This window comes from Achromobacter marplatensis (genome assembly GCF_002209535.1).
GTDB lineage: Bacteria > Pseudomonadota > Gammaproteobacteria > Burkholderiales > Burkholderiaceae_B > Achromobacter > Achromobacter marplatensis.
Genome location: NZ_NJIG01000003.1, coordinates 586,215 through 612,991, shown reverse-complemented (window position 1 = coordinate 612,991; position 26,777 = coordinate 586,215). Strand labels below are relative to the sequence as shown.

General features: G+C 67.4%; 23 protein-coding genes. 14 read left to right on the top strand and 9 right to left on the bottom strand.

Features of this window, described 5'->3' with window-relative positions; translation table 11 throughout:
* Nucleotide 1 precedes the first annotated feature (1 nt).
* Together CEY09_RS09795 and CEY09_RS09790 are read right to left on the bottom strand one after the other, a co-directional pair.
* The gene (locus CEY09_RS09795; RefSeq protein ID WP_088588477.1) at nucleotides 2–1,618 is read right to left on the bottom strand and encodes an AMP-binding protein; all 1,617 of its coding nucleotides are present in this window, start codon (nucleotides 1,616–1,618) and stop codon (nucleotides 2–4) included.
* Between the two features lie 3 nt (nucleotides 1,619–1,621).
* Nucleotides 1,622–2,662 (bottom strand): cyclase family protein, encoded by a 1,041-nt coding sequence (locus CEY09_RS09790; protein WP_088588476.1) that lies wholly within the window; start codon nucleotides 2,660–2,662, stop codon nucleotides 1,622–1,624.
* Between the two features lie 123 nt (nucleotides 2,663–2,785).
* Here CEY09_RS09790 and CEY09_RS09785 point away from each other — a divergent pair, with 123 nt between their 5' ends.
* Nucleotides 2,786–3,781 carry a Bug family tripartite tricarboxylate transporter substrate binding protein gene (locus CEY09_RS09785; RefSeq protein WP_006224138.1) on the top strand — a complete coding sequence of 332 codons (996 nt, stop codon included), beginning with the start codon at nucleotides 2,786–2,788 and terminating at the stop codon, nucleotides 3,779–3,781.
* The gene (locus CEY09_RS09780; protein ID WP_006224137.1) at nucleotides 3,778–4,500 is read left to right on the top strand and encodes an SDR family oxidoreductase; all 723 of its coding nucleotides are present in this window, start codon (nucleotides 3,778–3,780) and stop codon (nucleotides 4,498–4,500) included. Before CEY09_RS09785 ends, CEY09_RS09780 begins: the two co-directional genes overlap by 4 nt.
* On the opposite strand, the gene CEY09_RS09775 is transcribed toward CEY09_RS09780, so the two are convergent.
* Entirely contained in the window at nucleotides 4,497–4,877 is a 381-nt protein-coding gene (locus CEY09_RS09775; protein WP_088588475.1) for a zinc ribbon domain-containing protein, read from the bottom strand. The genes CEY09_RS09780 and CEY09_RS09775 overlap by 4 nt on opposite strands.
* Nucleotide 4,878: 1 nt before the next feature.
* A complete protein-coding gene (locus CEY09_RS09770; protein WP_006224135.1) occupies nucleotides 4,879–5,796 on the bottom strand; it encodes a GlxA family transcriptional regulator in 918 nt (305 codons plus the stop codon).
* Between the two features lie 66 nt (nucleotides 5,797–5,862).
* Here CEY09_RS09770 and CEY09_RS09765 point away from each other — a divergent pair, with 66 nt between their 5' ends.
* Nucleotides 5,863–6,537, top strand: a complete 675-nt coding sequence (locus tag CEY09_RS09765) for a DJ-1/PfpI family protein (protein ID WP_088588473.1) — start codon at nucleotides 5,863–5,865, stop codon at nucleotides 6,535–6,537.
* A gap of 6 nt (nucleotides 6,538–6,543) precedes the next feature.
* Here the strand turns inward: CEY09_RS09765 and CEY09_RS09760 are convergent, their stop codons facing one another.
* Nucleotides 6,544–7,026 carry an Lrp/AsnC family transcriptional regulator gene (locus tag CEY09_RS09760; RefSeq protein WP_006224133.1) on the bottom strand — a complete coding sequence of 161 codons (483 nt, stop codon included), beginning with the start codon at nucleotides 7,024–7,026 and terminating at the stop codon, nucleotides 6,544–6,546.
* Nucleotides 7,027–7,123: 97 nt separating this feature from the next.
* Here CEY09_RS09760 and CEY09_RS09755 point away from each other — a divergent pair, with 97 nt between their 5' ends.
* Nucleotides 7,124–7,792 (top strand): LysE family translocator, encoded by a 669-nt coding sequence (locus CEY09_RS09755; RefSeq protein ID WP_234818260.1) that lies wholly within the window; start codon nucleotides 7,124–7,126, stop codon nucleotides 7,790–7,792.
* Between the two features lie 86 nt (nucleotides 7,793–7,878).
* Here the strand turns inward: CEY09_RS09755 and CEY09_RS09750 are convergent, their stop codons facing one another.
* Nucleotides 7,879–9,765, bottom strand: coding sequence for an ABC transporter ATP-binding protein (locus tag CEY09_RS09750; protein ID WP_088588472.1), 1,887 nt, complete (start codon nucleotides 9,763–9,765; stop codon nucleotides 7,879–7,881).
* A gap of 394 nt (nucleotides 9,766–10,159) precedes the next feature.
* Nucleotides 10,160–10,873 (bottom strand): GntR family transcriptional regulator, encoded by a 714-nt coding sequence (locus CEY09_RS09745; RefSeq protein WP_006224130.1) that lies wholly within the window; start codon nucleotides 10,871–10,873, stop codon nucleotides 10,160–10,162.
* A 150-nt stretch (nucleotides 10,874–11,023) separates the two neighbouring features.
* Here CEY09_RS09745 and CEY09_RS09740 point away from each other — a divergent pair, with 150 nt between their 5' ends.
* The 9 genes from CEY09_RS09740 to CEY09_RS09700 all read left to right on the top strand — a co-directional run bounded on the left by CEY09_RS09740 (nucleotide 11,024) and on the right by CEY09_RS09700 (nucleotide 19,536).
* Entirely contained in the window at nucleotides 11,024–11,887 is an 864-nt protein-coding gene (locus CEY09_RS09740) for a VOC family protein (protein WP_088588471.1), read from the top strand.
* Nucleotides 11,884–12,534 (top strand): class II aldolase/adducin family protein, encoded by a 651-nt coding sequence (locus CEY09_RS09735; RefSeq protein ID WP_337360712.1) that lies wholly within the window; start codon nucleotides 11,884–11,886, stop codon nucleotides 12,532–12,534. The genes CEY09_RS09740 and CEY09_RS09735 overlap by 4 nt, the downstream gene beginning before the upstream one ends.
* A gap of 72 nt (nucleotides 12,535–12,606) precedes the next feature.
* The gene (locus tag CEY09_RS09730) at nucleotides 12,607–14,061 is read left to right on the top strand and encodes a 2-hydroxymuconic semialdehyde dehydrogenase (RefSeq protein WP_088588470.1); all 1,455 of its coding nucleotides are present in this window, start codon (nucleotides 12,607–12,609) and stop codon (nucleotides 14,059–14,061) included.
* A 60-nt stretch (nucleotides 14,062–14,121) separates the two neighbouring features.
* On the top strand, nucleotides 14,122–15,303 hold the full coding sequence (locus CEY09_RS09725; protein ID WP_088588469.1) for an ABC transporter substrate-binding protein: 1,182 nt from the start codon (nucleotides 14,122–14,124) through the stop codon (nucleotides 15,301–15,303).
* Between the two features lie 28 nt (nucleotides 15,304–15,331).
* Nucleotides 15,332–16,252, top strand: a complete 921-nt coding sequence (locus tag CEY09_RS09720) for a branched-chain amino acid ABC transporter permease (RefSeq protein WP_088588468.1) — start codon at nucleotides 15,332–15,334, stop codon at nucleotides 16,250–16,252.
* 31 nt (nucleotides 16,253–16,283) lie between these two features.
* Complete coding sequence (locus tag CEY09_RS09715) at nucleotides 16,284–17,285, top strand: branched-chain amino acid ABC transporter permease (protein ID WP_088588467.1); 1,002 nt, start codon at nucleotides 16,284–16,286, stop codon at nucleotides 17,283–17,285.
* Entirely contained in the window at nucleotides 17,282–18,055 is a 774-nt protein-coding gene (locus CEY09_RS09710) for an ABC transporter ATP-binding protein (RefSeq protein WP_088588466.1), read from the top strand. The genes CEY09_RS09715 and CEY09_RS09710 overlap by 4 nt, the downstream gene beginning before the upstream one ends.
* Before the next feature lie 10 nt (nucleotides 18,056–18,065).
* Complete coding sequence (locus tag CEY09_RS09705; protein WP_088588465.1) at nucleotides 18,066–18,764, top strand: ABC transporter ATP-binding protein; 699 nt, start codon at nucleotides 18,066–18,068, stop codon at nucleotides 18,762–18,764.
* Nucleotide 18,765: 1 nt separating this feature from the next.
* Complete coding sequence (locus CEY09_RS09700; RefSeq protein WP_088588464.1) at nucleotides 18,766–19,536, top strand: SDR family NAD(P)-dependent oxidoreductase; 771 nt, start codon at nucleotides 18,766–18,768, stop codon at nucleotides 19,534–19,536.
* On the opposite strand, the gene CEY09_RS09695 is transcribed toward CEY09_RS09700, so the two are convergent.
* Nucleotides 19,466–20,443: a LysR family transcriptional regulator gene (locus CEY09_RS09695; RefSeq protein WP_088588463.1), complete on the bottom strand. Its 978-nt coding sequence runs from the start codon at nucleotides 20,441–20,443 to the stop codon at nucleotides 19,466–19,468. The two genes, CEY09_RS09700 and CEY09_RS09695, sit on opposite strands and share 71 nt — an antisense overlap.
* A 153-nt stretch (nucleotides 20,444–20,596) precedes the next feature.
* On the opposite strand from CEY09_RS09695, the gene CEY09_RS09690 reads away from it, so the two are divergent.
* A complete protein-coding gene (locus tag CEY09_RS09690; protein ID WP_088588462.1) occupies nucleotides 20,597–23,176 on the top strand; it encodes a penicillin G acylase in 2,580 nt (859 codons plus the stop codon).
* Here the strand turns inward: CEY09_RS09690 and cydC are convergent.
* The gene (gene cydC, locus CEY09_RS09685; protein WP_088588461.1) at nucleotides 23,148–26,762 is read right to left on the bottom strand and encodes a thiol reductant ABC exporter subunit CydC; all 3,615 of its coding nucleotides are present in this window, start codon (nucleotides 26,760–26,762) and stop codon (nucleotides 23,148–23,150) included. The genes CEY09_RS09690 and cydC overlap by 29 nt on opposite strands.
* Nucleotides 26,763–26,777: the final 15 nt, after the last annotated feature.

Sequence of the window (26,777 nt, the reverse complement as noted above, 5' to 3'; positions counted from 1 at the left end):
GTCAGGGGGCGGGCGGCGGTGAAGGATCCGAGAGCATAGCGTCTGCCATGTCGCGCAGCCGGTGCTTCTGGATCTTGACCGAGTTGGCGCTCTCGACCGAAGGGAAGGCATCCAGCACGGCGAAGCCCGCGGGCGCCTTGAAGCCCGCCATCGCAGCTTTGCAGGCGGCCGTCCAGTCGTCGGGATCGGCCGTGGCGCCCTCGTGCAGCAGCACGAAGGCGTAAGGCACGATCTTGCCCTGGCGCGTGGCGCCCACGACCTGGCAGGCGCGTACGCCGGGCAGGGTCTCGACCACTTGCTCGATTTCAACCGGGTTCACCAGAAAGCCCGACAGCCGCAGGGAATCGCCCATGCGCGTCTGGAACACGAACTGGCGCGGCGTCAGCGTGTAGCCCAGGTCGCCCGTCTTGAAATAGCCGTCGTCCGTGACGGCGTGGCGCGTGGCCTCGGGGTTGTCCAGATAGCCTTGCATCAGGCTGGGCGACAGGATTTCGATTTCACCGGATTGGCCGTGCGGCAGCACCTGCCCGGATTCAGGGTCGCGGGCGCGTACGCGGGCGTCGGGATAGATCAGCGTGCCCCCGGGCTGATGGCGCGCCGAGACATCGCCGTCTGCCGGATCGCGCGGCTGGCCCGCCACCAGCGCGATCAGTTCGCTGGACCCGTACAGGCCGGTCAGTGGCACGCCGGCCTCGCGGGCCAGGTCCAGCATGTTGTCCAGCGCGGGCGTGAAACTGGCGAAGCCAAACAGGCGCGCCGAGGCGAAGGCGCCAGGCGGAGCGGCTTGCATCATGCCGACCAGCGCCTCGTTGTTGGCGTACGTATGGGTGACCGCATGGCGGGCGACGGCCTGGGCCGATTCCGCGGCGTTGAACACCGGCGCGCAGACCACAGGCACGCCTTGCGCCAGGCCGCCCACCAGCGTCGCAAAGCCGAATGCGCCGCAAAACGGCGCGCTGGCCAGCACGCAGCTGTCGTCGTCGTAGCCGAAGGCCTGCGCGACCGCCGCGCCGTGGCGCAATAAGGTCTGCTGGTCATGCAGGACGAACTTGGGTTTGGACGTGGTGCCCGATGTGGTGAAGCACAGCACGCCGGCGTTGCCGTGCGGGGCGGGCGGCGGAGTGTCGGTGGCCAGCAGGTCCGCATAGCGGTGCACCGGTATGCCGGGGACGGCGGCCGGGGCGGCTTCGTCCGGCCCGGTCAGCGCCACCACGCCTTGCAGACGCGTCAATTGAGCGGGGTCGACGCCGTCAAGAATGCCCTGGAAATCGATGCCCTTGAAGCCCGGCCAGAACACCAGCCAGTCCGCTTGCCCGCGGCCCAGGATGTCGGCCACTTCCAACGCGCGAAAGCGCGTGTTGACGGCCAGCACCACGGCGCCCAGGTGCGCGCAGGCCAGGAAAGATTCCACCCAGGCCGCGCAGTTGGGGAGCCAGACGGCCACGCGGTGGCCAGGCCGCACGCCGATGCGGGCAAGCCCCGCGGCCAGCGCCCGGCTTTGCGCGCGCAACTGCGCGGCGCTGATTCGCTGGTCTTGGTCGATCAGCAGGGTCGCCTCGGGGCAGCGCGCGGCCAGCGCGTCGAGGTGGCCGGAAAACGTCGAAGTCGGTACGAACATGGCTTACACCGTGGCGATCGGCGTCACGGGGGAGCCCACCGCGCCCGGCATGCGCAAGGGCGGGGCGGTCAGCAGGAAGCGGTTGCGGCCGTGCGCGTGCAGCCAATCGGCCAGGTCCTTCAGATACCAGAGTTCCGCCAGCGGCACGCCCAGCTTGAACAGGCAATGGTGATGCAGCGGCAGGATCGAATGGCCGGGGCCGGATGTGCGCGCGGGATAGGACTCCACGGCGTAGTTGTCCGCGCAGAGGGCGGCGACCCCGCTGGCGGTGATCCAGTCCAGCAGCGCCGCGTCGGCGCCGTCCAGCACGGCGCCGGTCTGTTCCAGCGCGTGCGGATCGGGCTGCCCGTTCATGGCCACCAAGCGTTCGGCGAAGCCCGTGCGCAGCACCAGCATGTCGCCCGGCTCCACGACGACGTCCTGCTCGCGCATCGCGGTCTGCAACTGTTCGTGGCCCACCAGCGTGCGGCCGGGGCCGAACGCGCGTGCCAGGTCCACCAGCACGCCGCGTCCCTGCATGCCTTTTTCGGCGTAGCGGCTGATGCTCAGCTTGCGGGCATACGAGCCGCCCGGCGGGCAGCAGGCGTCGCCCGACGTGTCGGGGTCGGCGCCGCCGAACACGTCGACGCCGGCGGCGTAGCCGTTGTAATAGACGCGGCGGGCCTGGCCGTCGCCCTGGATGTCGAAGAGGGCGCCTACGTGGCACAGGCCGTCCCACTGCGTGGAGTACTGCATGGAAAGCGTGACCTGGTCATCCGACAGCACGTCGACCGCCTCGGGCTGCACCTGCGACATCGCGAAATTCAGGTAGGGCGTGCCTTCGCGGAACGTGGGCTTGAGCGTGGGTGCATGGCGGCGCGGATTCAGCACGTTGCCGCCGGGCAGGTCCAGCGGCAGCGACAGGCAGAACACCTTGCCCACGCGCACTTCGCGCACCCCCTGCAACACCTTTTCTTCCGTCAGCAGGTTCAGCCGGCCCAGTTCGTCGTCCGGCCCGAAGTCGCCCCAGGTGGACCCTTCCGGGCGTTGCGTCCAGCGTTTCATTTGCTTGTCTCCTATCCGTTTTCTATGTTTTTATAACTATAGTACGTATTTACGTACTTTGAGTATCCGCGAAAGCCTTAAGAAGAAACCCGCAATAAGCGAGTTCGATAGGAGACAAAATTCATGACGCAATTCGTGCATCCGCGCGCCGCGCGGCGCTGGCTTGCCGCCGCCGCCCTGGCGGCTGTGGCGCTGCCCGCGGCCCAGGCCGCCGGCTATCCCGAACACCCCGTCACCGTCGTCGTGCCGTATCCGCCGGGCGGCGGCGCGGACATCTTCGGCCGCGCCATCGCTAATGCGCTGCAACCGGGTTTGAAGCAGACCGTGCTGGTGGAAAACAAGCCGGGCGCTGGCGGCAACATCGGCATGGCGTACGTGGCCCGCGCCAAGGCGGACGGCTACACGCTGGGCCTGGGCACCATCGGCACGCAGACCATCAACCAGTTTCTCTACAGCAACATGACGTTCGATCCCGAACGTGATCTGGTACCGATCGCGCTGGTCTCCACGACGCCCAACGTGATCGCCGTCAGCGCCAAATCGCCGTACAAGACTGTGGCCGACGTCATCAAGGCGGCCAAGCAATCGCCCGACAAGAAGCTGACCTATGCTTCGCCCGGCATCGGATCGTCGGTCCATCTGACGGGCGCGTATTTCGAATCGATGGCGGGGGTGACCATGCTGCACGTGCCGTTCAAGGGCACGTCCGCATCCTTGCCGGCCGTGGCGGGCGGCCAGGTGGATCTGCTGTTCGACAACCTGCCGGGCGCATTGGCGCAGATCAAGGACGGCAATCTGGTGCGCGGGGTGGCCGTCACATCCGGCGAACGCGATCCGTCGGTGCCGAACCTGCCCACCGTTGCGGAGTCGGGTCTGCCCGGGTTCGACGTCACGGCGTGGTTCGCCCTGTACGCGCCGCGCAACACGCCGGCGCCCGTGGTCAAGCAATTGATCGATGCCGCGCGCAGCGGCCTGCAAAGCCAGGCCATCGCCACCAACTTCGCCACCATGGGCGCCAAACCCGGTACGCTTTTCGGCGACGACCTGGCGGCCTTCGAGCGCGACGAGCGCAAGAAATGGGGCGGACTCATCAAAGACAAAGGAATCACCGCGCAATGAACACCCCCATCGCACTTGTCACCGGCGGCAGCCGGGGTATCGGCCGCGCCATCGTGGCGCGCCTGGTGCAGGACGGCTATCAGGTCGTCAATTTCAGCCGCCGCGCGCCCGACCAACTGCTCCCTGGCGAGACCTTCCGCTCGGTCGACCTGGGCGATGCGGCGGCCACCCGCGAGGCGGCGCGCGAGCTGGCGGCCGAGCGGCCGGTGCTGCACCTGGTCAACAATGCGGGGATGATCCAGGTCGCCAACATCGAGGACGTGTCCGAGGAAGACTTGCTGCGCACGATGGCCTTGAATGTCACGGCGCCCGTGCTGCTGTTGCAGGCGTTGTTGCCGGGCATGCGCCAGGCGGGCTACGGACGCGTGGTCAACATCGGCAGCCGCGCCGCGCTGGGCAAGGGCGGGCGAACGGTGTACGGCGCGTCCAAGGCGGGGCTGGCCGGCATGACGCGCACCTGGGCGCTGGAGCTGGCCGCCGACGGCATCACCGTGAACACCGTTGCGCCAGGCCCGATCGCGACCGAATTGTTCAACCAGTCGAACCCACCCGGCCAGCCGAAGACGCTGGCGCTGGAAGCCTCCATCCCCGTGGGCCGGGTCGGGCAGCCGGAAGAGGTGGCGCACAGCGTCGCCCTGTTCCTGGACCGGCGCGCCGGCTTCATCACGGGGCAACTGCTGTACGTGTGCGGCGGCATGTCCGTGGGGCTGGCGGGCTAAAGGCTGTCGTCCAGTTCCCAGGTGAATTCCGGCGTGACCTGCAGCGACAGGCCTTGCGGCCAGAGCAGCTTGTGCAGCCGGATCACCTCGTACGCATAAACGTTTTCCGCCACGGGCAGGCCCTGGTCGAGGATGGCGCGCGCGACGGGGACGCCGGTGCCCAAGGTTGCCGACAGGCGGGCGATGGCGGTGCCGCGCGCGATGCCTTGCGCACGCGCGCGCACCGTGTAGGGCGTGCGGTCATGGAAGGGGTGGTTGGGATTGGTCGTGGCCACCATCCAGCCGCAATGCGCGCATTCCGCAATCAGGCTCATGCCCTGCGTGCGCGTGGCTAGGGGATGGCCGCATTCGGGGCAGGGGCTGTCGGTGATCGGCATTTCAGGAAAGCCGTTCCGGCCTTTTATGCAACGGTCCCACGTGCTGCTCGACGGTCTTGCGCGGCAGCTTGCCGGTGCTTTGCAGCGCGCTGGCCCGTTCTTCGCGCAGGCGCCGCAGCACTTCGGTGGGCGCCACGCCGAAATGCGCCGCGAATTTGCGCTGGAAGGTGCGCCGCGACATATGGCAGGCGTCCGCCATGTCGTCCACCGACCAGCGCGCCGACAAGTGCGCTTCAATCTTTTCGACCAGGTCGCGGAACGGTGCGGCGACGCGGTCTTGCAGCCGCAGGCTCTGGCTGTACTGGCGCTGGTCGCCGTCGCGCCGCATGAAGACGACCAGCCGGCGCGCCACCTGCTGCGACAGTGCCGCGCCATGGTCGCGTTCGATCAGGGCCAGCGCCAGATCGATGCCTGCGGTGACGCCGGCAGAGGTCCAGTACTTGCCGCTTTCGATGAAGATACGGTCGTCCTGCACGCGCAGCGCGGGGTACATCTGGCGCAGCCGGTCCGCCGAGCGCCAGTGCGTGGTGACGGCCAGTCCGTTGAGCAGGTCCGCCGCGGCCAGGACGAACGCACCGGTACAGACGCTGCACGTGCGCGCGGCGCCGGCGTCGCGGCGGCGTAGCCAGGCGCGTGTTTCCGCGTGCGCGCTGGCGCGGTCGACCCCGGGGCCGCCCGGCACCAGCAGCATGTCGACCGGTGCGTCGCCGTCTTCTTCGAAGGTGCCGTCCACCTGCATGCGCAGCCCTTGCTCCCAGGTGCTGACGACGCGTTCGGCGGCAATCGTGTTCAACTGGTACAGCGCCTTTCCCGCCTCTTCGTTTGCCGAACTGAATGCCTGCCAAGGGCCTGCCAGGTCCAGCGGCTGAAAGCCGTCGAACAGCACGAACAGCACGCGTTGTGGCGCGTTTTCCGCCATTTGTGGCGCAACGGACTGGGCGCGTCCGCCTATGCTGGGCGTTGGCGTTCTTGAAGGAGCATCGTCATGCATGTGAATATTCTCTTGTTCGAAGGGCTGACCCAGCTGGATATGACCGGCCCCTATGAGGTCCTGGCGAACGCGCCGGGCTTCACCGTGGATTTTGTCGCAAAAACGCGGGATCCGGTACGGTGCGATCGCGGATTGCAATTCGTGCCCACCCAGACGCTGGCGTCCGCGCCGCCCTGCGATCTGCTGGTCGTGCCCGGCGGGCCGGGCACGGATGATGCCATTGTTGACCCCGATTGGGTGGCATTCACGCGCAAGCAGGGGCAAGACGCGCAATATCTGTTTGGTATTTGCACGGGGTCGCTGCTGCTGGGGGCGGCCGGGCTGTTGCGCGGCAAGCGGGCGTCCAGCCATTGGCGAGCGCGCGAACTGTTGTCGCGCTTCGGCGCCATCCCAACCGACGAGCGCCTGTGCGTGGACGGCAACACCTACACCGCGGGCGGCGTGACTTCGGGCATCGACATGGGCCTGAAGGTCGTGGCGGCGCTTTGCGGCGACGACGTCGCCAAGCTGATCCAGCTGCAGATCGAATACGACCCCAAACCGCCGTTTCCCGGCGGCACGCCCAAGACGTCCGAGCCGGCGGTGGTCCAGCGTTACCTGGAGATGTCGCAGGCGCGGTTCGATCGGCGGCGCGCCGCGGTGGACCGGGCGGCGGCGGCCATGCCCTAGGGCGGGTTACTTGCCCAGATGGTCCAGCGGCAGCGGGCTTTGCGGCTTGACCGTCTGGATGGCGAAGTTGCTGCGGATGTCCTTTACGCCCGGCAGCTTCAGCAGCGTTCCCAGCAGGAAGCGCTCGTAACCGCGCAGGTCCGGCACCACGACCTGCAGCAGGAAGTCGGATTCGCCGGACACCAGGTGCGCGGCGATCACTTCCGGCAGCGCGCTGACTTCTTTGCGGAACTGCTCGGCATCGCGTTCGTGGTGCCGCTCCACCTTGACGCCGACGAATACGGTCAGGCCCAGGCCGACTTCGTCCGGCGCCAGCCGGGCCTCGTAGCCCTGGATCACACCCGCTTCTTCCAGCATGCGCACGCGGCGCAGGCAGGGCGAGGGCGACAGGCCGATCTGCTCGGCAAGCTCCACATTGGTCAGGCGGCCGTTCTGCTGCAAGGCCTCGAGAATGCGCCGGTCATAAGCATCCAGGTCGCGCTTTGGCATAGATTCAAGAAATGAGTGGATAAAGAAGACGAGTATGCCAATCATGGTAATCGGATTGGCATGAATCGCAAGCACATGCCAGTCCGATTTTCCTAGAATGATCGCCTTGAAGAATGCGCGGGAGAGCGCGGTGATGGCCGATATGGCGATGTTTCTTGGGGCCTTGCTGATTGTGTACGTGGTGCCCGGGCCGGACATGATCCTGTTGCTGGAGACGGGCGTATTGCGGGGACGGGGGCAGGCGTTGGCGGTCGCCGTTGGCCTGGCCATTGCACGCGCCGCCCACGTGACGCTGGCGGCATTGGGGCTGGCGGCCCTGTTCAAGACCCACCCGTGGGCGTTCGACGCCGCTCGCACCGTGGGCGGCATCTATCTGATGTGGCTGGGCGTGCGGCTGCTGCGGGCCGGGCCCGTGGTGCTGGACGCTGCCGGCCAGACGCCGCCGCGAGGCTCGGGCCTGGGCGGCGCGTTGATGGCCGGCGTGTTGACCAATGTGCTCAATCCCAAGGCCCTGCTGTTCTGCTCGGTGCTGCTGCCGCAGTTCGTGTCGCCGGACCATGGGCCGATCGGTCCGCAATTCGCGCTGCTGGGCGTCATCCTGGTCAGTCTCGGCTTGGCGTTCGACGTGGTGTGCGCGCTGGCGGGCGGGGCCGTGGGGCGCTGGATGTCGTCCAGTCCGCGGGCGCAGAAGGTGCAAAGCGTGATCTTCGGCACCGCGCTGATCGGTTTCGGCTTGCGGCTGACGTTCGCGCAACGCCCGGCCTGAAACGCATCACGACAAGGCGGGGCAAGATAGACAAAGGGCCTGACGCATTGCTGCGCCAGGCCCTTTTTCTTTCACGGCAGCGCCGCTTACTTGCCGAAGGCGTAGGCGTCTTCGTCCACGTCTTCCTCTTTGGCGGCAGGCGCCGTGGCGCCATCCTGCAACAGTTCCGCCGCCGTCATGCCCTTGGTCAGTTCCAGGGCCTGGCGTTCGAACAGGCGCCGGTACAGGCCGCCCTTCAAACGGATCAGCGCATCGTGGCTGCCTTCTTCGATGATGCGGCCATGGTCCATCACCAGCAGGCGGTCCAGGGCGCGCACGGTCGACAGGCGGTGCGCGACCACCAGCGTGGTGCGGCCTTCCATCAGCCGGTCCATCGCCTGCTGGATCAGCACTTCGCTTTCGCTGTCCAGGCTGGAGGTCGCCTCGTCCAGGATCAGGATGGGCGAGTCCGCCAGGAACGCCCGCGCGATCGCCACGCGTTGGCGCTCACCGCCCGAGAGCTTCACGCCGCGTTCGCCCACCAGCGTGTCGTAGCCCTTGGGCAGCGACATGATGAAATCATGCGCGCTGGCCAGCCGGGCGGCCTGCTCGATCTCGGCCTGGGTGGCGCCGGGCCGGGCGTAGGCAATGTTCTCCGCCAGGGTGCGGTGAAACAGCACCGGGTCCTGCTGCACGATGGCGATCTGGCTGCGCAGCGACGCCTGCTTCACCAGGGCGATGTCCTGCCCGTCGATGGTGATGCGGCCGCCGTTCACGTCATACAAACGCTGGATCAGCTTGATGAACGTGGTCTTGCCCGAGCCCGAATGCCCCACCAGGCCGACGCGTTCCCCGGGCGCGATGCGCGCGGAGAATTTGTCGTACAGCGCGGTGTTGTGCGAGCCATAGCGGAACGTCACGTCCTCGAAGCGGATTTCGCCTTTGGTGATCTTAATCGCACCCGCGCCGGCGCGGTCGGTCACGCCCAGAGGCTGGCGTTCCATCGCCACCAGTTCCTCCATGTCGTTGACCGAACGTTGCAGGTTGCGGATGTGCATGCCCACGTCGCGCAGATAGCCTTGCAGCACGAAGAACATCGTCAGCGTGAAGGTGATGTCGCCTACCGTCGCCTGGTTGCGCGACCACAGCAGCAGCGACGCGCCCAGGATGGCGGCCTGCATCACCACCAGCATCGCGCCCTGGATGCCGCCGTTCAGCGTGGCGCGCACCCAGGTACGGCGGGTGCGGTTGCGCCACTTGTTGACCACGCGGTCCAGCCGGACTTCTTCGCGGGTCTCCGCGCCGAAGGCCTTGACGACCGCGTTGCAGCTGACGGCATCCGCCAACGCGCCGCCCATGCGCGTGTCCCAGGCATTGCCCAGACGCGCGGCCGGCGCCACGAAGCCCAGCGACAGCGCCGCGGTGACGGCGATGTACAGCACGGAACCCAGGCCCACCACCAGCCCCATCAGCGGCCAGTGCGCGCCCAGCAAGGCCGTGGCGCCCACCAGCATCACGACGGATGGCAGCAGCGCGACCAGCAGCGTGTCGTTCAGGATGTCGACGGCCCACATGCCGCGCGTGATCTTGCGCACTGTCGAGCCGGCGAAGCTGTTGGCATGCCAGTCGGTGGAAAAGCGCTGCACCCGGTAAAAGGCGTTGGACACGATGCCGTTCATCATCTTCAACGTGAAGGTGATGATGTTCTGGAACACGGCCTGGCGCAGCAAGGTGCCGCCCACGCCCAGCGCCACCAGCAGCCAGAAAGCCGTGAGGGCGGCGCTCCAGGCCAGATCGTCGCCCGTTGAACCGGACGCGACGGCGTCGACCAGCCGGCCCGCGTACATCGGGGTCAGGATATCGGCCACGGCCGACAACAATGCCAGCACCACGATGACGAGCGTGCGCCAGGGTTGCAGGCCCCAGTGGCGGAAGGTAAAGCCCAGGACATCCTTAAAGGCCTGTCCTCGAAAGTCTATTTTTTTTCTAGCCATAACAATGGCCTGGCGGCACAAGACACGCCAGGATGTCCTTGTGAGGAAAGAGGGGATAACAAGCCAGATGCCAAGGGCACCGGCGACTGCGTTCAGGGGTTTGGAGCGGGCACGGAGGACCGGTCGCTAGGTAACGGTCTAGCGATGGCTCCGCGCGGGCGACGACTTAATGGCGTCGCGGGGACACGCGCGGGACGGCGTTGGGCATGGGGTGAGTCATCATGCAGCCTCCCTGTCGGTGATTTGAGTGGACGAAAAAGGAAATGGGCAAAGGCCCGTATTGCTGATTCTATAGAAGTGATGTAGGCGAATCAACGGGGGCAGGGCGTGCGGCGCGTCGAGTGTGGGTTTTTTTCAACTCGGGCGCCCGCTGGCGGCAAAGCCCTGCTGGCCATCACGCCGACGTGAACAAGTCCGCGGGCAATTGCGCGACCGCGTCGTAAGTCAGGCGGATGTGCGCGGCAAGCAGCGCACAGGCGCGGTCGGCGTCGCGCGCCAGCGTGGCATCCAGGATGCCCTGGTGTTCATCCTGCAAGTCGCGCGCGATGGGCTTGCGCGTGACGGTCAGGCGGCGATAGCGCTCGGCCTGCTGATACAGGATGCCCAGGAAATGATGCATCCAGCGCGACGGACAAGCGCTGATCAGTTCGCGGTGGAACTCGCGGTTGCGCTGCTCCCATTCCTCGAAGCGGGCTTCCGGGTCCGCGGCCAGGCGCTGCTCGGCCTTGCTCAACCGGTGGAAGGCGGCCAGCACGGCGCTTTCCCAGGTATCGTCGCCCACCGCGATCGACTGGCGCAACGCTTCGGTTTCCAGCAGCACGCGGTTCTCGGTGATGTCGCGGAAGTCTTCCAGCGAAATGGGCGTGACGTGAAAGCCGCGCTGCCCCTGTGCGATCACCAGCGCGTCCGACACGAGCAGCGCCAGCGCTTCGCGCAGCGTGCCCGCGCCCACACCGTAATCGTCTTTCAGGTGTTCGACGCGCAGGCGTGAGCCGGGCGGATGCTTGCCCTGGATGATGTCGCGCCGCAGGTTGACATAGGCCGTGCCCACCAGGGTATTGGCCGAGGCGGTGTGGGCAAGCGAGGGGAGCGGGGTTCCGTCAGACATGAAGAGCACTGTAGCACTACGCCAAGAAAATCTCGATAAAAATTGTTGACTTCGAGATTTACGCTGCCTATCGTAGAAAAAAGCGCCGCCAATCCAGCGGAAAAATTCCCCCGGCACGATGCCGGCGGCAGGCGCACCTGGAGACAAGCAGTGATACGGCTACATGACATCCGGTACGTCCGGCTGGGCACCCGTGATCTGGACGCTGCGGTGCGCTACGCGACCGCGGTGCTGGGACTGGAGCTTGCCCGCAAGGAACACGGCGCGGCGTATTTCAAGTCCGACTCCCGCGACCACACCCTCTGCTATTTCGAAGGCGATCCGCGCGACCACACCGCCGCGTTCGAAGTGGATTCGCCCGACGAACTGGAGCGTGCCGGCGCCGTGCTCGAGCGCAGCGGCTACCAAGTCGCGGCCGGGCGGCGCGAGGATGCCGAGCAGCGCTACGTGCGCGATTTCCTGCAATTCACCGACCCCTCCGGCAATCGGATCGAACTGGTGCTGGCGCCGCAACATAGCGGGCGGCGCTACTTCCCCGGCCGCGATGCCGGCGTCACGGGCTTCTCGCATATCGGCCTGCGCACACTGGACCCGCGGCGCGACGAGGCCTTCTGGACGGGCCTGCTGTCTGCCCGGGTCAGCGACCGCATCGGCGAGGCGCCGTTGCTGCGCATTGATGAAGTCCATCACAAGATCGCGCTGTTCCCGTCCTCGTACCCGGGCGTGCAGCACATCAACCATCAGGTCGAAAGCATCGACGACATCATGCGCGCCTGGTATCAGCTGCGCGAATGGAACGTGCCGATCCGTTTCGGCCCCGGCCGGCATCCGACCTCGGGCGCGATGTTCCTGTATTTCGACGGCCCGGACGGGATGATCTACGAATACTCCACCGGCGTCAGGCTGATCAGCGCCGAAGAGGAAAAGACCCATCGGCCGCGCAGCTTCCCCGCCGTGCCGTCGTCGTTCTGCATGTGGGGCGCCAAGCCCGATATCCCGGAGTTCAAGACATGAGCGCATCGCGCAAGGACGCCAGCGCCGGGCAGGAGGCGCTGGTGCGCGTCGCCGCGCGCGCGCTGGCCCGGGCCAATCTGGTCCACGCCTACGGGCATTGCAGCAGCCGGCTGGATGCCGACCATTTCCTGGTGTGCGCGGCGCGGCCCATGGGCCTGATCGCACCCGGTGAGGCGGGCACGGTAGTGCCGGTGCATGGCGACCTGCCCGAAGGCGTGCTGGGCGAAGTGCGCATCCACCAGCACATCTATCGGCTGCGGCCGGACGTGGGCGGCGTGATCCGTTCCATGCCGCCCACTGTCATGACCCTGTCTTCGGCGCGCGTCACGCCGGCCGCGCGCCACGGCATGGGCTCTTATTTTTCGCCCGCCGTGCCGTTGTGGGACGACCCGCAACTGGTGCGCAGCGATGCGCAGGCGCGTGGCGTGGCCGAAACCCTGGGGGGCGGCCAGCGCGATCGCGATGCGCGGCAACGGCGCCGTGGTGGCCGCCGAGTCGCTGCTGCACGCCACCGTGCTGACCTGGTATCTGGAAGACGCCGCCCGCATCGAATGGCAATTGCGCGCGGCGGGGCTGGCCGACGGCGCGCCGGTGCTGTCGCCGGCAGAGGCCGCGGCCCGCGCGGTAGGCACCGGCCGCATCTATGAACGCATGTGGGAATACCTGACCGCCGGCGACCCCGAAGGCGCGCTGGCCGACCTGTCACAACCGAGGGCGCAATGACCGATTTCCGCAATTTCATCGACGGCCGCTGGGTCGAGACCGGTAAGACCTTTGACAACCGCGATCCGGTCGACAACCGGCTGATCGGCCGGGTGCATGAAGCCGGCGACGCTGAAGTGGACGCCGCGGTGCGGGCGGCCAAGGCGGCGCTGCGCGGCCCGTGGGGCGCGCTGAAGACGCAGCAGCGCGTAGAACTGCTGCACGCGGTGGCCGACGGCATCACCCGCCGTTTCGACGATTTCGTCGACGCCGAGATCGCCGACACCGGCAAGCCCTACGACCTGGCCAGCCATCTGGACATCCCGCGCGGCGCGGCCAATTTCAAGATCTTCGCCGACCTGATCCGCAACGTTCCCAACGAGACCTTCGACCTGGAAACGCCGGACGGCGGCCACGCCTTGAACTACGGCGTGCGCGTGCCGCGCGGCGTCATCGGCGTGATCTGCCCGTGGAACTTGCCGCTGCTGCTGATGACCTGGAAGGTCGGGCCGGCGCTGGCCTGCGGCAACACGGTCGTGGTCAAGCCGTCCGAAGACACGCCGGGCACCGCCACGCTGTTGGGCGAAGTCATGAACGAAGTCGGCGTGCCGGCCGGCGTCTACAACGTGGTGCACGGCTTCGGGCCCGATTCCGCTGGCGAAAAACTCAGCCGCCACCCGCTGGTGGACGGCATCACCTTCACGGGCGAAACCCGTACCGGCCAAGCCATCATGCAGGCGGCGGCAGTGGGCGTGCGGCCCGTGTCGTTCGAGCTGGGCGGCAAGAACGCGGGCATCGTCTTCGCGGATGCCGACTTCGACCGCGCGGTGGCGGGCATCGCCCGCGCCGCGTTCGACAACACGGGGCAGGTCTGCCTGGGCACCGAGCGCGTCTATGTGCAGCGGCCCATCTTCGAGCGCTTCGTCGCGGCGCTGGGCGAGCGGGCGCGGGGTTTCAAGCTAGGACGGCCCAAGGACCCCGGCGTGAACCTGGGGCCCCTGATTTCGCAGCGCCATCGCGACAAGGTGCTGAGCTACTACGCTCGCGCCCGCGAAGAGGGCGCGACGGTGGTGGCGGGCGGCGGCGTGCCGGACATGCCAGACGGGCTGGCCGCGGGCGCCTGGATCCAGCCCACCGTGTGGACGGGCCTGCCGGAATCGTCCGCCGTCATCCAGCAAGAAATTTTCGGACCGTGCTGCCACATCGCGCCGTTCGATACGGAAGAGGAAGCCATTGCCCTGGCCAACGCTACGCCTTACGGCCTGGCCGCGACGGTATGGACCAGCAACGTCGGCACGGCCCATCGCCTGGGCGCGGCGCTGGACGTGGGCATCTGCTGGATCAATTCGTGGTTCCTGCGCGACCTGCGCACGGCGTTCGGCGGCGCCAAGCAATCGGGCATCGGCCGCGAGGGCGGCGTGCATTCGCTGGAGTTCTATACCGAGCTGCGCAATGTCTGCGTGAAGCTCTGACGCATCAAGGCAGGCGCCGCGTAGAACGGCGCCGCCGCTCAACCCCCAAGGAGACATCAGATGCAAGCAATCCCAAGCGGCCTTGCCGCACTGGCTGCGGTGGCGACCCTGGCCGTAGCTGCGCCGCAATCGGCGCGTGCCGACATCCGCATAGGCTTTACGGGCGTGCTGTCCGGACCGCAGGCGGCGCTGGGCCAGGACCAGTACGACGGGCTGATGCTGGGCATCGAGCAGTTGGGTGGCAGCCTGGGCGGGCAGAAGGCGGTGGTGATCCGCGAGGACGATCAGCTCAAGCCTGACGTGGGCGCGCAGGTCGTGCAGAAATTCATCGAAAAGGACAAGGTCGACGTCATCGTCGGCCTGGGTTTTTCGAATGTGCTGATGGCCGAACTGCGGCGCATCAAGGAATCCGGCGTGGTGGCGCTGTCCACCAACGCCGGCCCCGCGCCCATCGCCGGCCGCATGTGCCTGTCGAATCTCTTCGTGCTGGGGTGGCAGAACGACAGCATGTCGGAGGCCATGGGCAAGTACGTCAAGGATCAGGGCTACAAGCGCGCCTACCTGATGTCGGCCAACTATCAGGCGGGCAAGGACAAGCTGGCGGGCTTCAAGCGCTTCTATGGCGCGGAGCCGTCCGACGAGGTCTATACGCAGCTGGGGCAGCTGGACTATTCGGCCGAGATTTCGCGCATGCAGTCTGCCGGCCCCGATGCGCTGTTCGCCTTCTACACGGGCGGCGTGGGCGTGAATTTCGTGCGCCAGCTGCGCCAGGCCGGGCTGATGGAAAAGCTGCCCTTCTTCTCGGAAAGCCTGATCGATTCCAACACGCTGACCGCGCTGAAAGAGCAGGCCGTGGGCGCGATCTACGGCACGCCGTGGGCGACCACGCTGGACAATCCGCAGAACCGCAAGTTCGTCGAATCTTTCAAGGCCAAGTACGGCCGCCTGCCGTCGGAGTACGCCGTGGGCGGCTACGACGCGGCCTATCTGCTGGACGCCGCCGTGCGCGCGCAAGGCGGAAAAGTGGGCGACAGCAAGTCGCTGGCCACGGCCGTGAAAGCGGCGGGCGCCACCTTCCCGTCGGTGCGCGGCACGTTCCGGTTCAACACCAACAACATGCCCGTGCAGAACCTGTATGCCTACCAGGTGGTGAAAGAGGGCGAGGGCGTGGGCGTCAAGCAGTTGGCCACCGTGCTGAAGGACCACCAGGACGCCTACGTGGCGGACTGCCCGCTGAAGTGACGGGGCGACCGCCCTCGGGAGACGTCCGATGAATGGATCGCTGCTGCTGTCGCAATTGCTCAATGGCCTGCAACTGGGTGCGTTGCTGTTCTTGATGTCGTCGGGGCTGACCCTGATCTTCGGCATCATGAACTTCATCAACCTGGCGCATGGCTCGCTCTACATGATCGGCGCCTTCCTGGGGGCCACCGCCTACAACGCCAGCGGCTCTTTCACGTTCTCCATCCTGGCCGCGGTGGCGGGCAGCGGATTCGTGGGTGTGGTGCTGGAACGGCTGATCGCGCGTCCGCTGTACCGGCACGACCACCTGTACCAGGTGCTGGCCACGTTCGGGCTGATGATGTTCTTCAACGAGCTGGCCTCGGTCATCTGGGGCAGCCGGCCGTATTACGCGGCGGTGCCCCAGACGCTGGAAGGGGCGGTCAGCCTGTTCGGCAACGACTATCCCGTGTATCGGCTGATGATCATCGGGGTGGGCGCGCTGGTGGCAGTAGGCGCATGGTCTTTGATCCAGCGCACGCGCTTTGGCATGCTGATCCGCGCTGGCGCCAGCAACGCGCCTATCGCCAGCGTGCTGGGCGCCAATGTGGACCTGCTGAAGACGCTGCTGTTCCTGCTGGGTTCCGTGCTGGCCGGCGTGGCCGGCGCCTTGGCGGGTCCGATCCTGTCGGTGCAGTCGGGCATGGGCGAACCGGTGCTGATCCTGGCGCTGGTGGTCATTGTGGTGGGCGGCATCGGCTCGGTGCGGGGCACGCTGATCGCCGCGCTGCTGATCGCCATGATCGACACGCTGGGGCGCGCCTTCCTGCCGGACCTGCTGCGCGCCGTGTTCGACGCGCCGGTCGCCAACGCGGTCGGGCCGGCGTTGGCGTCGATGCTGATCTACGTATTGATGGCCGTGGTGCTGGCGTTTCGCCCGCAAGGCCTGGTCTTTTCGGCGCGCCGCTGATCCGCGCGCCAATGAAAAAGGGCAATCCATCATGCAAGAACCTTCGTACCGGCGCTGGGTGCTGCCGCTGCTGTTCCTGGTCCTGGCCGCCGTCCCGTTCGTGGCGCAGTGGCTGGGCGAACCCTTTTACGTGACGCTGGGCGCGCGCATCCTGATCTACGCGCTGGCGGCGCTGGCGCTGAACCTGGTGCTGGGCTTTGCGGGGCTGGTCAGCTTCGGGCACGCCATGTTCCTGGGCCTGGGTTGCTACGCCGTGGGCATCCTCAGCTTCTACGGCATCGGCAACGGCTGGGTGCAGTTGGTGGTGTGCATCGTGGTGTGCGCGCTGGTGGCCCTGGTGGTCGGGACGGTATGCCTGCGCACGTCCGGCATCGGCTTCATCATGATCACGCTGGCCTTTGCGCAGATGTTCTATTTCCTGGCGGTCAGCCTGCGCGAATACGGTGGCGACGACGGGCTGAACATCTACGACGCCAGCGCCTTCGGCCTCTTTGACCTGGGCGGCAGCCAGCCGGTCTATTGGGCGGCATGGGGGCTGCTGCTGGCCGCAAGCCTGGGCATGCTGCGGCTGCGGCGCTCGCCCTTCGGCATGATCTTGCGCGCCACGCACGCCAATCCGCGTCGCGTGGACGCGCTGGGCTATTCGGTGTTCGGCGTGCGGCTGACGGCTTATGTGGCCTCGGGTGTGCTGACCGGCATCGCCGGGCTGCTGTTGGCCAACCTGACGGCCTTCGCCTCGCCCAGCTACATGTCGTGGCCGGTGTCGGGCGAGCTGATTGTCATGGTGGTGATCGGCGGCCTGGGCAATGTGCTGGGTCCGATCTTCGGCGCGGTGGCCTATCTGCTGATGGAAGAGGCCTTCAAGAGCGTGACGCAGCATTGGATGCTGCTGATGGGGCCCGTAGTTGTGGTGATCGCGATGCTGGCCCGGGGCGGCTACGGCCGCTCGCTGGCGTGGCTGTGGCCGCCGGGACAGGCGCCGGTCAAGAACGTCCAGGCCAGCAAGGCCGAGGTCAAGGAGGCGTCGGTATGAAGGCCGCTACGATGGCCGCGCCCGCCGCGCTGGCCACCCGCGATCTGGTGCGCCGCTTCGGCGGGCTTGCTGCGACCGACGGGGTGTCGCTGGATGTCGCGCCGGGCGAATTGCACGCGCTGATCGGCCCGAACGGCGCGGGCAAAACCACGCTGATCAACCTGTTGTCGGGTGAACTGCGGCCCGACGGTGGCGCGGTCACGCTGGGGGCGGCGGATGTCTCGCGCGCCACCGTGCAGGAACGCGTGGCGCTGGGCATGTTGCGCTCCTATCAGGTGACGTCGGTGTTCGACAGCTACACGGTGCTGGAAAACGCCTGCCTGGCGGCGTTGCGCAAGCGCCGGCGCGGGCTGTCGGCCTGGACTGCGCTGCGCGATTGCGCCGACGTGGTGGAGGCGGCTCGCGAGGCCCTCAGCGCCTGCCGGCTTGACGCGGTGGCCGAGGCGCCGGTGGAAAGCCTGGCCTACGGGCAGCGCCGTCAACTGGAAATTGCCATGGCGCTGGCGGGCCAACCGTCCGTCCTGCTGCTGGACGAACCCATGGCGGGCATGAGCGCGGCGGAAAGCGCGGGCGTCATCGCCTTGCTGCAAAGCCTGAAGGGCCGCTACACGATCGTCCTGGTGGAACACGACATGAACGCCGTCTTCGCGCTGGCCGACCGCATCAGCGTGCTGGTCTACGGCAAGATCATCGCGACCGGAACCGCCGACGCGATCCGCAATCACCCCGACGTGCGCCGCGCCTATCTGGGCGACGACGCCGACGCATGAAGGAGCCGCCATGTTGACGATACGCGGGTTGACGGCGGGATACGGCCATTGCCAGGCGCTGTTCGGTGTGGACCTGGACGTGGGTCAGGGGGAGGTGGTGGGACTGATCGGACGCAACGGGATGGGCCGCAGCACCGTCATCAAGTGCCTGTTCGGCCTGCTGCCCGCCAGCCAGGGCAGCATCCAATACGGCGATCGTTCGTTGCGGGGCATGGCGCCATACCGGATCGGCAGGCTGGGGCTGTCGCTGGTGCCGGAAGGGCGCCAGATCTTTCCCACGCTGACCGTCGAGGAAAACCTGGTGGCCACGGCCAGCGAACGGGGCCGCGCCTACGCCTGGACGCTGCCTCGTGTCTACGCGCTGTTTCCCCGGCTGCAGGAACGCCGCAGCAACCTGGGCACGCAACTATCGGGCGGAGAGCAGCAGATGCTGGCGCTGGGGCGCGCGCTGATGACCAACCCCAGCCTGCTGGTGCTGGACGAAGCCACCGAAGGCCTGGCGCCCGTCGTGCGCGCCGAGATCTGGCGCGTGCTGGCGCAATTGAAAGCGGAAGGCTTGTCGATGATCGTGGTGGACAAGAACACCACGGCCTTGCTGCGGCTGTCCGACCGCAACGTCATCCTGGACAAGGGGGCGACGGTGTGGCGCGGCAGCTCAGTGGAACTGTCAGCGCGGCCCGACCTGGTGGCCGCCTACGTGGGAGTCTGAAATGAGATTGCAGGACAAGGTAGCGCTGGTCACTGGCGCGGCGGGCGGTATCGGGCTGGCGATAGCGCGGCGTTTCGTGGACGAGGGCGCCTACGTGCTGCTGGCGGACCGCAAGGAAGCCGAACTGACGGCGGCCGTGCGCGGGCTGGGCGCGCGGGCGGCGGCCTTCGTGGCCGACGTGACCGACCCGGCCGCGGCCAAGGCGCTGGCCGAGGATTGCGTTGCGCGCTGGGGCGGTCTGGACATCTGCGTCTGCAATGCCGGGGTGATCCGCGCGGCGGACTTCCTGGACCTGACGTTGGAAGACCTGGACGCCGTCATGAATGTGAACGTGCGCGGCACCTTCCTGGTGGCCCAGGCTGCGGCGCGTGCGATGGTGGCCGGCGGCCGGCAGAACGGCGCGATCGTGACGCTGTCGTCGATGACGGCGGAACTGGCGATGCCGGACCAGCTGGCCTACGGCGCCAGCAAGGGGGCGGTACGGCAGATGACCAAGTCGATGGCGTTGTCGCTGGCGCCGCATGGCATACGGGTGAACGCGATCGGGCCGGGCAGCATTGACACCGAGATCCTGGCCACCATCACGAGCGACCCCGCCGCCCGGCGCACGGTCCTGTCCCGGATTCCGATGCAGCGCCTGGGCCAGACGGACGAAGTGGCAAAGGTGGCGGTATTCCTGGCGGGAGACGACGCCAGCTACGTCACGGGGCAGACGGTGTACGTCGACGGGGGGCGGCTGGCGCTGAACTATACGGTTGCCGTGCCGGAGTGAACGTCGCGAAGTCCGCCCAGCACTGTTGCGTGAAGGTGTACAGCGCGTCTTGCGCGGTCAAGGGCGTGCGTCCGGCCAGGCGCGCCAGCACGTAATGGCCCTGGCGCTGCCGGTCTGGCGGGATCGGCACTTCCACCAGTCGCCCGGCCGCTTGCTCGCGGCGGGTGACGCAGATCACGCCCAACAGCAGCGTGTCGGTGTGCAGGGCCAGATCCACCAGCGGATCCAGGCTTTCGCAGCGCGTCGTCACCATGACTTCGGGCGCGCCACCGGGCCCCAGCGTTTCGGCCAGCCGTAGCGACACCTCGGGGCTGAGGGTGCTGGATGCCACCGGATACTGCCGGATCTGTTCGATGCCGACGCGTTTGTGCGCCAGGATGGGGTGGCCCGCGCGGCACACCATGCCGGCGCGCAACGGCGCGAGCGGACGGGCGTCGATGTCGGCCGCGTCATACAACATGCGCGCGTCGCAGACCATCGCGTCGATGCGCTCGCCGCGCAGCATGTCCAGCAGCGTCGCCGTGGCGCCCAGCTCGACGCCCACGCGCACTTGGGGATGGTTGGCCGCCATGTGGGTCAGGAAGGGCGAGAGCAGCAGGGAGGCCGGCGTGGGGCTCAGGCCGATGGTCAGCGTGCCGGATTCGCCGCTGTGCAGCGTCTTCAGTTCACGCTGCAGCTCGGTTTCTTCGAAGCGCATGCGGCGGGCCCGTTCGGCCACGCAGGCGCCGTACGGCGTCAGGCGGACCTGGCGCGTGCCGCGGTCCAGCAACGGCAGGCCAAGCTCGGCTTCCAGCGCCTGGATGCTGCGGCTAAGGGCTGGCTGCGACAGGTTCACCTTTTCCGCCGCGCGTGAAAACGTGCCGTATTCAACGACGGCCAGCAGATGCTTGAGTTTCTGGAAGTCCATGTGGGAAGCGCATGAAAGCTATGAAATAAATGCATTGGAATTATAGTTTGGCGCTTCGTATCATGGTTCGTAGACGGTGCCCGCAAGAGGCGCCGCACTCCGCGCCCGGGTCTCGCACCGCGGCGCGGCCTATCAATACGGAGACAGATTCACATGAAGCAGCACTTGTTGTCGGCCGCCATCCTGGCGGCCTGCGCCGGCGTGGGCGCCGCCCACGCGCAACCTTCCGCCGCCGCCAATGCCTCGGCCACAGCGGCCGACGCCCGCGCAGCGCGCCCGGCCAGCGGCCAGGTGACCATCCGCCGCGACGAATACGGCATGCCCCACGTCTATGCCAGTACCGTGTACGGCATCTTCTATGGTTACGGTTACGCCGTCGCCCAGGACCGCCTGTTCCAGATGGAGATGGCGCGCCGCAGCACCCAGGGCAAGGTGGCCGAAGTGTTGGGCGAAAAAATGGTGGCGTTCGACAAGTCGATCCGCGGCAATTTTTCGCCGGAACGCATCCAGCGCCAGTTGGCGGCGTTGCCGGCTTCTGAACGCCAGATCCTGGACGGCTACGCGGCAGGCATGAATGCCTGGATCGCACAGGTGCGCGCCAAGCCGGACAGCCTTACCCCCAAGGAATTCAACGACTTGCAGTTCCAACCGTCAGACTGGACACCCTACGATGTGGCGATGGTGTTCGTGGGCACCATGGCTAACCGGTTTTCGGACGCCAACAGCGAGATCGACAACCTGGCGCTGCTGACCGCGCTGAAGGACCGGCACGGCGACACGCGCGCCATGCAGATCTTCAACCAGCTGCGCTGGATGACCGACAGTCGCGCGCCCACGACGGTGCCGGAAGAAGAGGGTGTCTACCAGCCCGAAGTAGCGACGGCGCCGGCCAGGCTGTCCTACGCGCTGCCGCGTTACGACGGCACGCCGCCCATGCTGGAGCGCGTGGCACGCGACCCGCAGACGCGCGGGGTGCTGGACGAGGCGCCCGCGGCCGTGCCCGCGCGCCTCCTGGCCCAGTTCGCGGATTCCGGCCAGCCCGGGATCGCGGGCTTTCCGACCACCAGCAACATGTGGATCGTGGGGCGCGACCACGCCAAGGACGCGCGCGCCATCCTCTTGAACGGCCCGCAGTTCGGATGGTGGAACCCTGCCTATACCTACGGCATCGGCCTGCATGGGGCGGGTTTCGATGTCGTAGGCAATACGCCCTTTGCCTATCCCAGCATCCTGTTCGGCCACAACGCGCACGTGACATGGGGCTCGACGGCGGGCTTTGGTGACGACGTGGACATCTACGCCGAAAAGCTCGACCCCGCCGACCGCACGCGGTACTTCCACAACGGCGAGTGGAAGACCATGGAAAGGCGCACCGAGCTCATCGCCGTCAAGGACGGCGCGCCCGTCCTGATGGATGTCTACCGGACCGTGCACGGCATCGTCACCAAGTTCGACGACAAACAACATGTGGCCTATGCCAAGGCGCGCGCCTGGGAAGGCTACGAGCTGCAATCGCTGATGGCCTGGACGCACAAGGCGCAATCGCGCAACTGGGACCAATGGAAGCTGCAGGCCGCACGCCATGCGCTGACCATCAATTGGTATTACGCCGACGACCGCGGCAACATCGGCTACGCGCATACGGGCTTCTACCCCAAGCGCAAGCCCGGCCATGACCCGCGCCTGCCCGTGCCGGGCACCGGCGAGATGGACTGGGACGGCATGCTGCCGTTCGCGACCAATCCCCAGGTCTACAACCCGCGTCAGGGCTTCATCGCCAACTGGAACAATCAGCCCATGCGCGGCTATCCGTCCACCGACCTGTTCGCCATCGTCTGGGGCCAGGCCGACCGCTACGCCGAAATCGAGACCCGCCTGAAGGCCATGACCGCCAATGGCGGCAAGGTCAGCCCGCAGCAGATGTGGGACCTGATCCGCACCACCAGCTATGCTGACGTCAATCGCCGCCACTTCCTGCCGTTCCTGCGACGCGCGGTGGCGGGGCTGCCGGCCGACGACGCCCGGGTGAAACTGGTTGCGGGGCTGCAGTCGTGGGACGGGATGAGTACCAGCGATAAGCAGCCGGGCTTCTATGACAATGCCGGGCCGGCGGTGATGGACGCGTGGCTGCGCGCCATGCTGAAGGCGACGCTGGCTGACGAGATGCCTGCCGACTTCTTCAAGTGGTACAGCGCCACGGGCTATCCCACGCCGGCCGCACCGGCGACCGGATCGGTCAACTTGACGGTGGGCGTCAAGGTGCTGTTCAACGCGTTGGCCGGCCCGGACGCCGGGGTGCCCCAGCAGGTCGATTTCTTCAACGGGCAGCGCCCGGAAGCCGTGAGCCTGGCCGCGCTGGACGAGGCGCTGGCCACCTTGCAGAAAGCGTATGGACAAGACCCCGCCGCCTGGCGCATCCCTGCGCCGCCGATGGTGTTTGCGCCCAAGAACTTCCTGGGCGTGCCGCAGGCGGACGATAAGGCGGTGCTGAGCTACCCGGCTACCCAGAACCGCGGCACCGAAAACAATATGACGGTGTTCGACGGCAAGGGTGTGCGCGCCGTGGATGTGGTGGCGCCGGGGCAGAGCGGCTTTGTGGCCCCGGACGGCACCCCGTCCGTCCACACCCGGGACCAGTTCGACTTGTACAACCGCTTCGGCAACAAGCGCGTCTGGTTCACGGATGCGGAAGTGCGCGCCAACGCTACGTCGGTACAGACGCTGCGTTATTGACCGCGTAGCCGCCCTGGTGGCTGGCCAGGCGCGCATAGGCCCCTTGCTTTCTCAGCAACTGGTCATGCGTGCCGGCTTCCGCCAGGGTGCCGCGCTCCAGCACCAGGATCAGGTCAGCGTCACGAATGGTGGACAGCCGGTGCGCGATCACGAGCGTGGTGCGGTGGCGCATCAAGGTGTCCAGCGCCCCGCGCACCTGCATCTCGGACAAGGTGTCCAGATGCGAGGTGGCTTCGTCCAGGATCAGCACCGGCGCGTTCTTCAGGAAGGCGCGAGCGATCGAAATGCGCTGGCGCTGGCCGCCTGATAACTGCATGCCGCGTTCGCCCACGCGGGTCGCCAGGCCATCGGGCAGGGTCCGTACGAAGTCGGTCAGCGCCGCCTGGTCCAGCGCGCGGGCCAGCTCTTCGGGCGTGGCTTCGGGGCGAGCCAGCCGGATATTGCCTTCCAGCGTGTCGTTGAACAGATAGGTGTCTTGCGTCACCAGCGCCACGCGCTCACGCAGCCCGTCCAATTGCAGTTGCCGCACGTCCACGCCGTCCAGCTTCACCACGCCTGTGCGCGGATCCCAGAAGCGCAGCAGCAGGCTGGCTACTGTGCTCTTGCCGGCGCCCGACGCACCCACTACCGCGACCGTGGCGCCGGCCGGCGCCTTGAAACTCAAGTCCTTCAACGTGTCTTCGTCTTTGCCGGGGTAGGCGAAGCTGACGTGCTCGAACGCCAGCGACAGGCCGTGCGTGGCTACGGGCGGCGCCAGCGGGCCGTCGGTGACGGGCTCGGGCTCGTTGGCCACGACATGCAGGCGGCGCGTGGCGGCGATGGTGTCGGCCAGTTGCCGGCTGACCTGCGAGATCTCGGACACAGGCAGGAAGGTCGCCAGCGCAATCAGCACCAGCAACGGCAGCATGCTGGCCGACAGCGCGCCGGCCGATACCTGCAAGGCGCCCACGACGGCCACGGCCAGGCCGCCCAGGCCCATCGCCACTTCAAACCATGCGGTCTGCCGGGATAGGTCGCGCAGGATGTCCAGGCGGCGGATGCGGTACTGGTCTGCGACTTTCAGGAACTGCTCGCGCCGGCGGCCTGTGGCCTGGAACGCGGTCAGGTCGGCCAGACCCTGGATGGTGTCGGTGGTGTGGGCGCTCATTTCGCCCAGGGCGTGGCGGGCCTTGTCGCCCAGCGCATCGACGTGGCGGCGGCCACGCACCGGCGACACCAGCGCATAGGCCAGGAAGGGCAGCAGCGCCAGCGCGACGGGCCAGCTATAGATGCCCAGGAAGCCCAGCACCGACAGCGGCACCAGCACCGACACGATGGCGGGCGCGATGGTGTGCGCGTAGAAATACTCCACCATTTCCACGTCCTGCGTCGCCAGCGCCACGAGGTCGCCCGAGCGGCGTTGCAGCAGATACGCCGGCGCCAGGCGTTCCAGCTTGTCGTAGAGCTTGACCCGCATGTCTGCCAACAGTTGGTAGGCCATGGCGTGCGCCAGCCAGGACTCCAGCCAGTGGAACAGCGCGGCCAGTGGGGCGGCGATCAGCAGCCCGACGATCAGCCCGGAAACGTCCCGGCCGTCCCGGATGGCGGCCACGATCAGGGCACTGAAGATGCCCACCCCGATGAAGGCGGCCACGCGCGCCAGCCCGAGCAGGATGGTCGCGGTCAAGGTGCCACGCCACGGCCTGACGACAGACAGCAGTGTGCCCAGGGTGGCGCGCCAGCCGACCTGCTCGGCGTCCTGGTCCAACGATCGCAGGGCGGGGCCCTGCTTGTCGTCGGAGGCAACGGCGGGCGCCTCTTGCGGCTGCGCCAAGGCGGCCTGAGCGGGCGCGGGCGATCCGGCCGACGGGTTCTGGTGGGCGGCGGCCTGCTCATGCATCAGGCGGTAGTACAGCCCGCGCTGCGCCATGAGCTCCGCATGCGGGCCGGCTTCCACGACACGGCCCTGGTCCAGCACCAGGCTGCGATCGGCGCCGATCACGCTGGCCAGCCGGTGAGCCAGGATCAGCGTCGTGCGGCCCGCCATCAGGCGGTCCAGCGCCTGCTGGATCAACGCCTCGTTTTCGGTATCCACCGACGACAGCGCTTCGTCCAGGATCAGGATGGGCGCATCGCGCAGCAGCGCGCGGGCAATCGCCACGCGTTGGCGCTGGCCGCCCGACAGTTGCAGGCCGCGCTCGCCGATGCGGGTGCCGTAGCCGTCCGGCAGCGCCATGATGAAGTCGTCAATGTTGGCCGCGCGGGCCGCGGCACGCACCTGTTCGTGCGTGGCGTCGGGGCGTCCCAGCCGCAGGTTGTCGTCGATCGTGCCGTGGAACAGCGTGATGTCCTGGCTGACCAGTGCGATGTGCGACAGCAGCGTCTGCGTATCCAGTGTGTTCACGTCATGGCCGCCCACTCGGATGCTGCCCGACTGGGGCACGCATTCGCGCAGCAGCAGGCGCACGATGGTGGACTTGCCTGCGCCGCTGGGGCCGACGATGCCGACCCGTTCGCCGGCCGCGATGCTGAACGCCAGGCCCTGATGCGCACGACGTTCGGGCGTGTACGAGAACGCCACCTCGTCGAACTCGATGGTGGGCGCCAGGCGGGCAGGCGCGGCGCGTGCCGCGCGCGTATCCGGTGCCGGCGTCAGCGGTTGCGCATCCATCAGCGCGTGGATGCTGACCGCGGCGGATTGGCCCAGCATGCCGCGGTGCAAGACCGAACGCAGATCGCGCAGCGGGCGGAAGATCTCGGTGCCGGCCATCAGCACGATCAGCAGCGCTTCGACGCTCATGTCGCCGGCGGCCACGCGCCAGGCGCCCAGCGTCAGCGCCAGCGCGGCGCCCAGCGCCACGCCCAGGTCACTGATGCCGCGCGTCAGCAGGCTGACCGACAGCACCCAGAAGGTGTTGTCCGACAGGCTGCGTGCGCGGGCGGCCAGCCGTTGGCCCCAGGCCTTGCCCTGCCCATAGGATTTCAGGGTGGGCAGGCCCTGCACCGCGTCCAGGAAATCTTCGCCAAACGCGTTCAGCGCCCGGGTGCGCGCCTGGCTGGCGCGGCGGTCAAGCATATGGACCGCCATCGGGCCGAACAGCGCGAAGAGCGCCGCCGCCAGGAAGACCAGCGCAGTGGGCACGTCCCAGAATGCGATCACGGCAAAAATGGCGAAGGGCGCCGCCGCCGCGATGGCGACTTGCGGCAGGTACTGGCCGAAGAAGGTCTGCAATTGTTCGACGCCGTCCACCACCGTCAGCATGACGCCGCCGGTGCGCTGGTTGGCGAACCAGGCCGGCCCCAGGGAGACGATGCGGTCGTACAGTTTGCCGCGCAGCGTCTGCTGGATCGATGCCGAGGTGCGGTTGGCCTGCACGGTTCGCCAGTGGTCGAACACGGCGCGCAACAGCACCATCGCGCCGACGCACAACGCCGGGGTGATCCAGTCCTGCCAGGGCGCGCCATCGAACACGCGGGCCAGCAACTGCCCCAGGAAAACGTAGCGCGCGATGCCGGCCGCCAGCGCCAGCAGGCCCAGGAAAATCCCGCCCGCCATGCCGGCGCGCAGCCCCGCCGTCAGTTGCCACAATCGAGAGTCGAAATACATATCAATGCTCCATCC

Coding starts and splice junctions, on each gene's coding strand:
- CEY09_RS09795 (WP_088588477.1), bottom strand. CDS start 1,618: ATGTTCGTACCGACTTCGACGTTTTCCGGCCACCTCGACGCGCTGGCC.
- CEY09_RS09790 (WP_088588476.1), bottom strand. CDS start 2,662: ATGAAACGCTGGACGCAACGCCCGGAAGGGTCCACCTGGGGCGACTTC.
- CEY09_RS09785 (WP_006224138.1), top strand. CDS start 2,786: ATGACGCAATTCGTGCATCCGCGCGCCGCGCGGCGCTGGCTTGCCGCC.
- CEY09_RS09780 (WP_006224137.1), top strand. CDS start 3,778: ATGAACACCCCCATCGCACTTGTCACCGGCGGCAGCCGGGGTATCGGC.
- CEY09_RS09775 (WP_088588475.1), bottom strand. CDS start 4,877: ATGCCGATCACCGACAGCCCCTGCCCCGAATGCGGCCATCCCCTAGCC.
- CEY09_RS09770 (WP_006224135.1), bottom strand. CDS start 5,796: ATGGCGGAAAACGCGCCACAACGCGTGCTGTTCGTGCTGTTCGACGGC.
- CEY09_RS09765 (WP_088588473.1), top strand. CDS start 5,863: ATGCATGTGAATATTCTCTTGTTCGAAGGGCTGACCCAGCTGGATATG.
- CEY09_RS09760 (WP_006224133.1), bottom strand. CDS start 7,026: ATGCCAAAGCGCGACCTGGATGCTTATGACCGGCGCATTCTCGAGGCC.
- CEY09_RS09755 (WP_234818260.1), top strand. CDS start 7,124: ATGATCGCCTTGAAGAATGCGCGGGAGAGCGCGGTGATGGCCGATATG.
- CEY09_RS09750 (WP_088588472.1), bottom strand. CDS start 9,765: ATGGCTAGAAAAAAAATAGACTTTCGAGGACAGGCCTTTAAGGATGTC.
- CEY09_RS09745 (WP_006224130.1), bottom strand. CDS start 10,873: ATGTCTGACGGAACCCCGCTCCCCTCGCTTGCCCACACCGCCTCGGCC.
- CEY09_RS09735 (WP_337360712.1), top strand. CDS start 11,884: ATGAGCGCATCGCGCAAGGACGCCAGCGCCGGGCAGGAGGCGCTGGTG.
- CEY09_RS09730 (WP_088588470.1), top strand. CDS start 12,607: ATGACCGATTTCCGCAATTTCATCGACGGCCGCTGGGTCGAGACCGGT.
- CEY09_RS09725 (WP_088588469.1), top strand. CDS start 14,122: ATGCAAGCAATCCCAAGCGGCCTTGCCGCACTGGCTGCGGTGGCGACC.
- CEY09_RS09720 (WP_088588468.1), top strand. CDS start 15,332: ATGAATGGATCGCTGCTGCTGTCGCAATTGCTCAATGGCCTGCAACTG.
- CEY09_RS09715 (WP_088588467.1), top strand. CDS start 16,284: ATGCAAGAACCTTCGTACCGGCGCTGGGTGCTGCCGCTGCTGTTCCTG.
- CEY09_RS09710 (WP_088588466.1), top strand. CDS start 17,282: ATGAAGGCCGCTACGATGGCCGCGCCCGCCGCGCTGGCCACCCGCGAT.
- CEY09_RS09705 (WP_088588465.1), top strand. CDS start 18,066: ATGTTGACGATACGCGGGTTGACGGCGGGATACGGCCATTGCCAGGCG.
- CEY09_RS09700 (WP_088588464.1), top strand. CDS start 18,766: ATGAGATTGCAGGACAAGGTAGCGCTGGTCACTGGCGCGGCGGGCGGT.
- CEY09_RS09695 (WP_088588463.1), bottom strand. CDS start 20,443: ATGGACTTCCAGAAACTCAAGCATCTGCTGGCCGTCGTTGAATACGGC.
- CEY09_RS09690 (WP_088588462.1), top strand. CDS start 20,597: ATGAAGCAGCACTTGTTGTCGGCCGCCATCCTGGCGGCCTGCGCCGGC.
- cydC (WP_088588461.1), bottom strand. CDS start 26,762: ATGTATTTCGACTCTCGATTGTGGCAACTGACGGCGGGGCTGCGCGCC.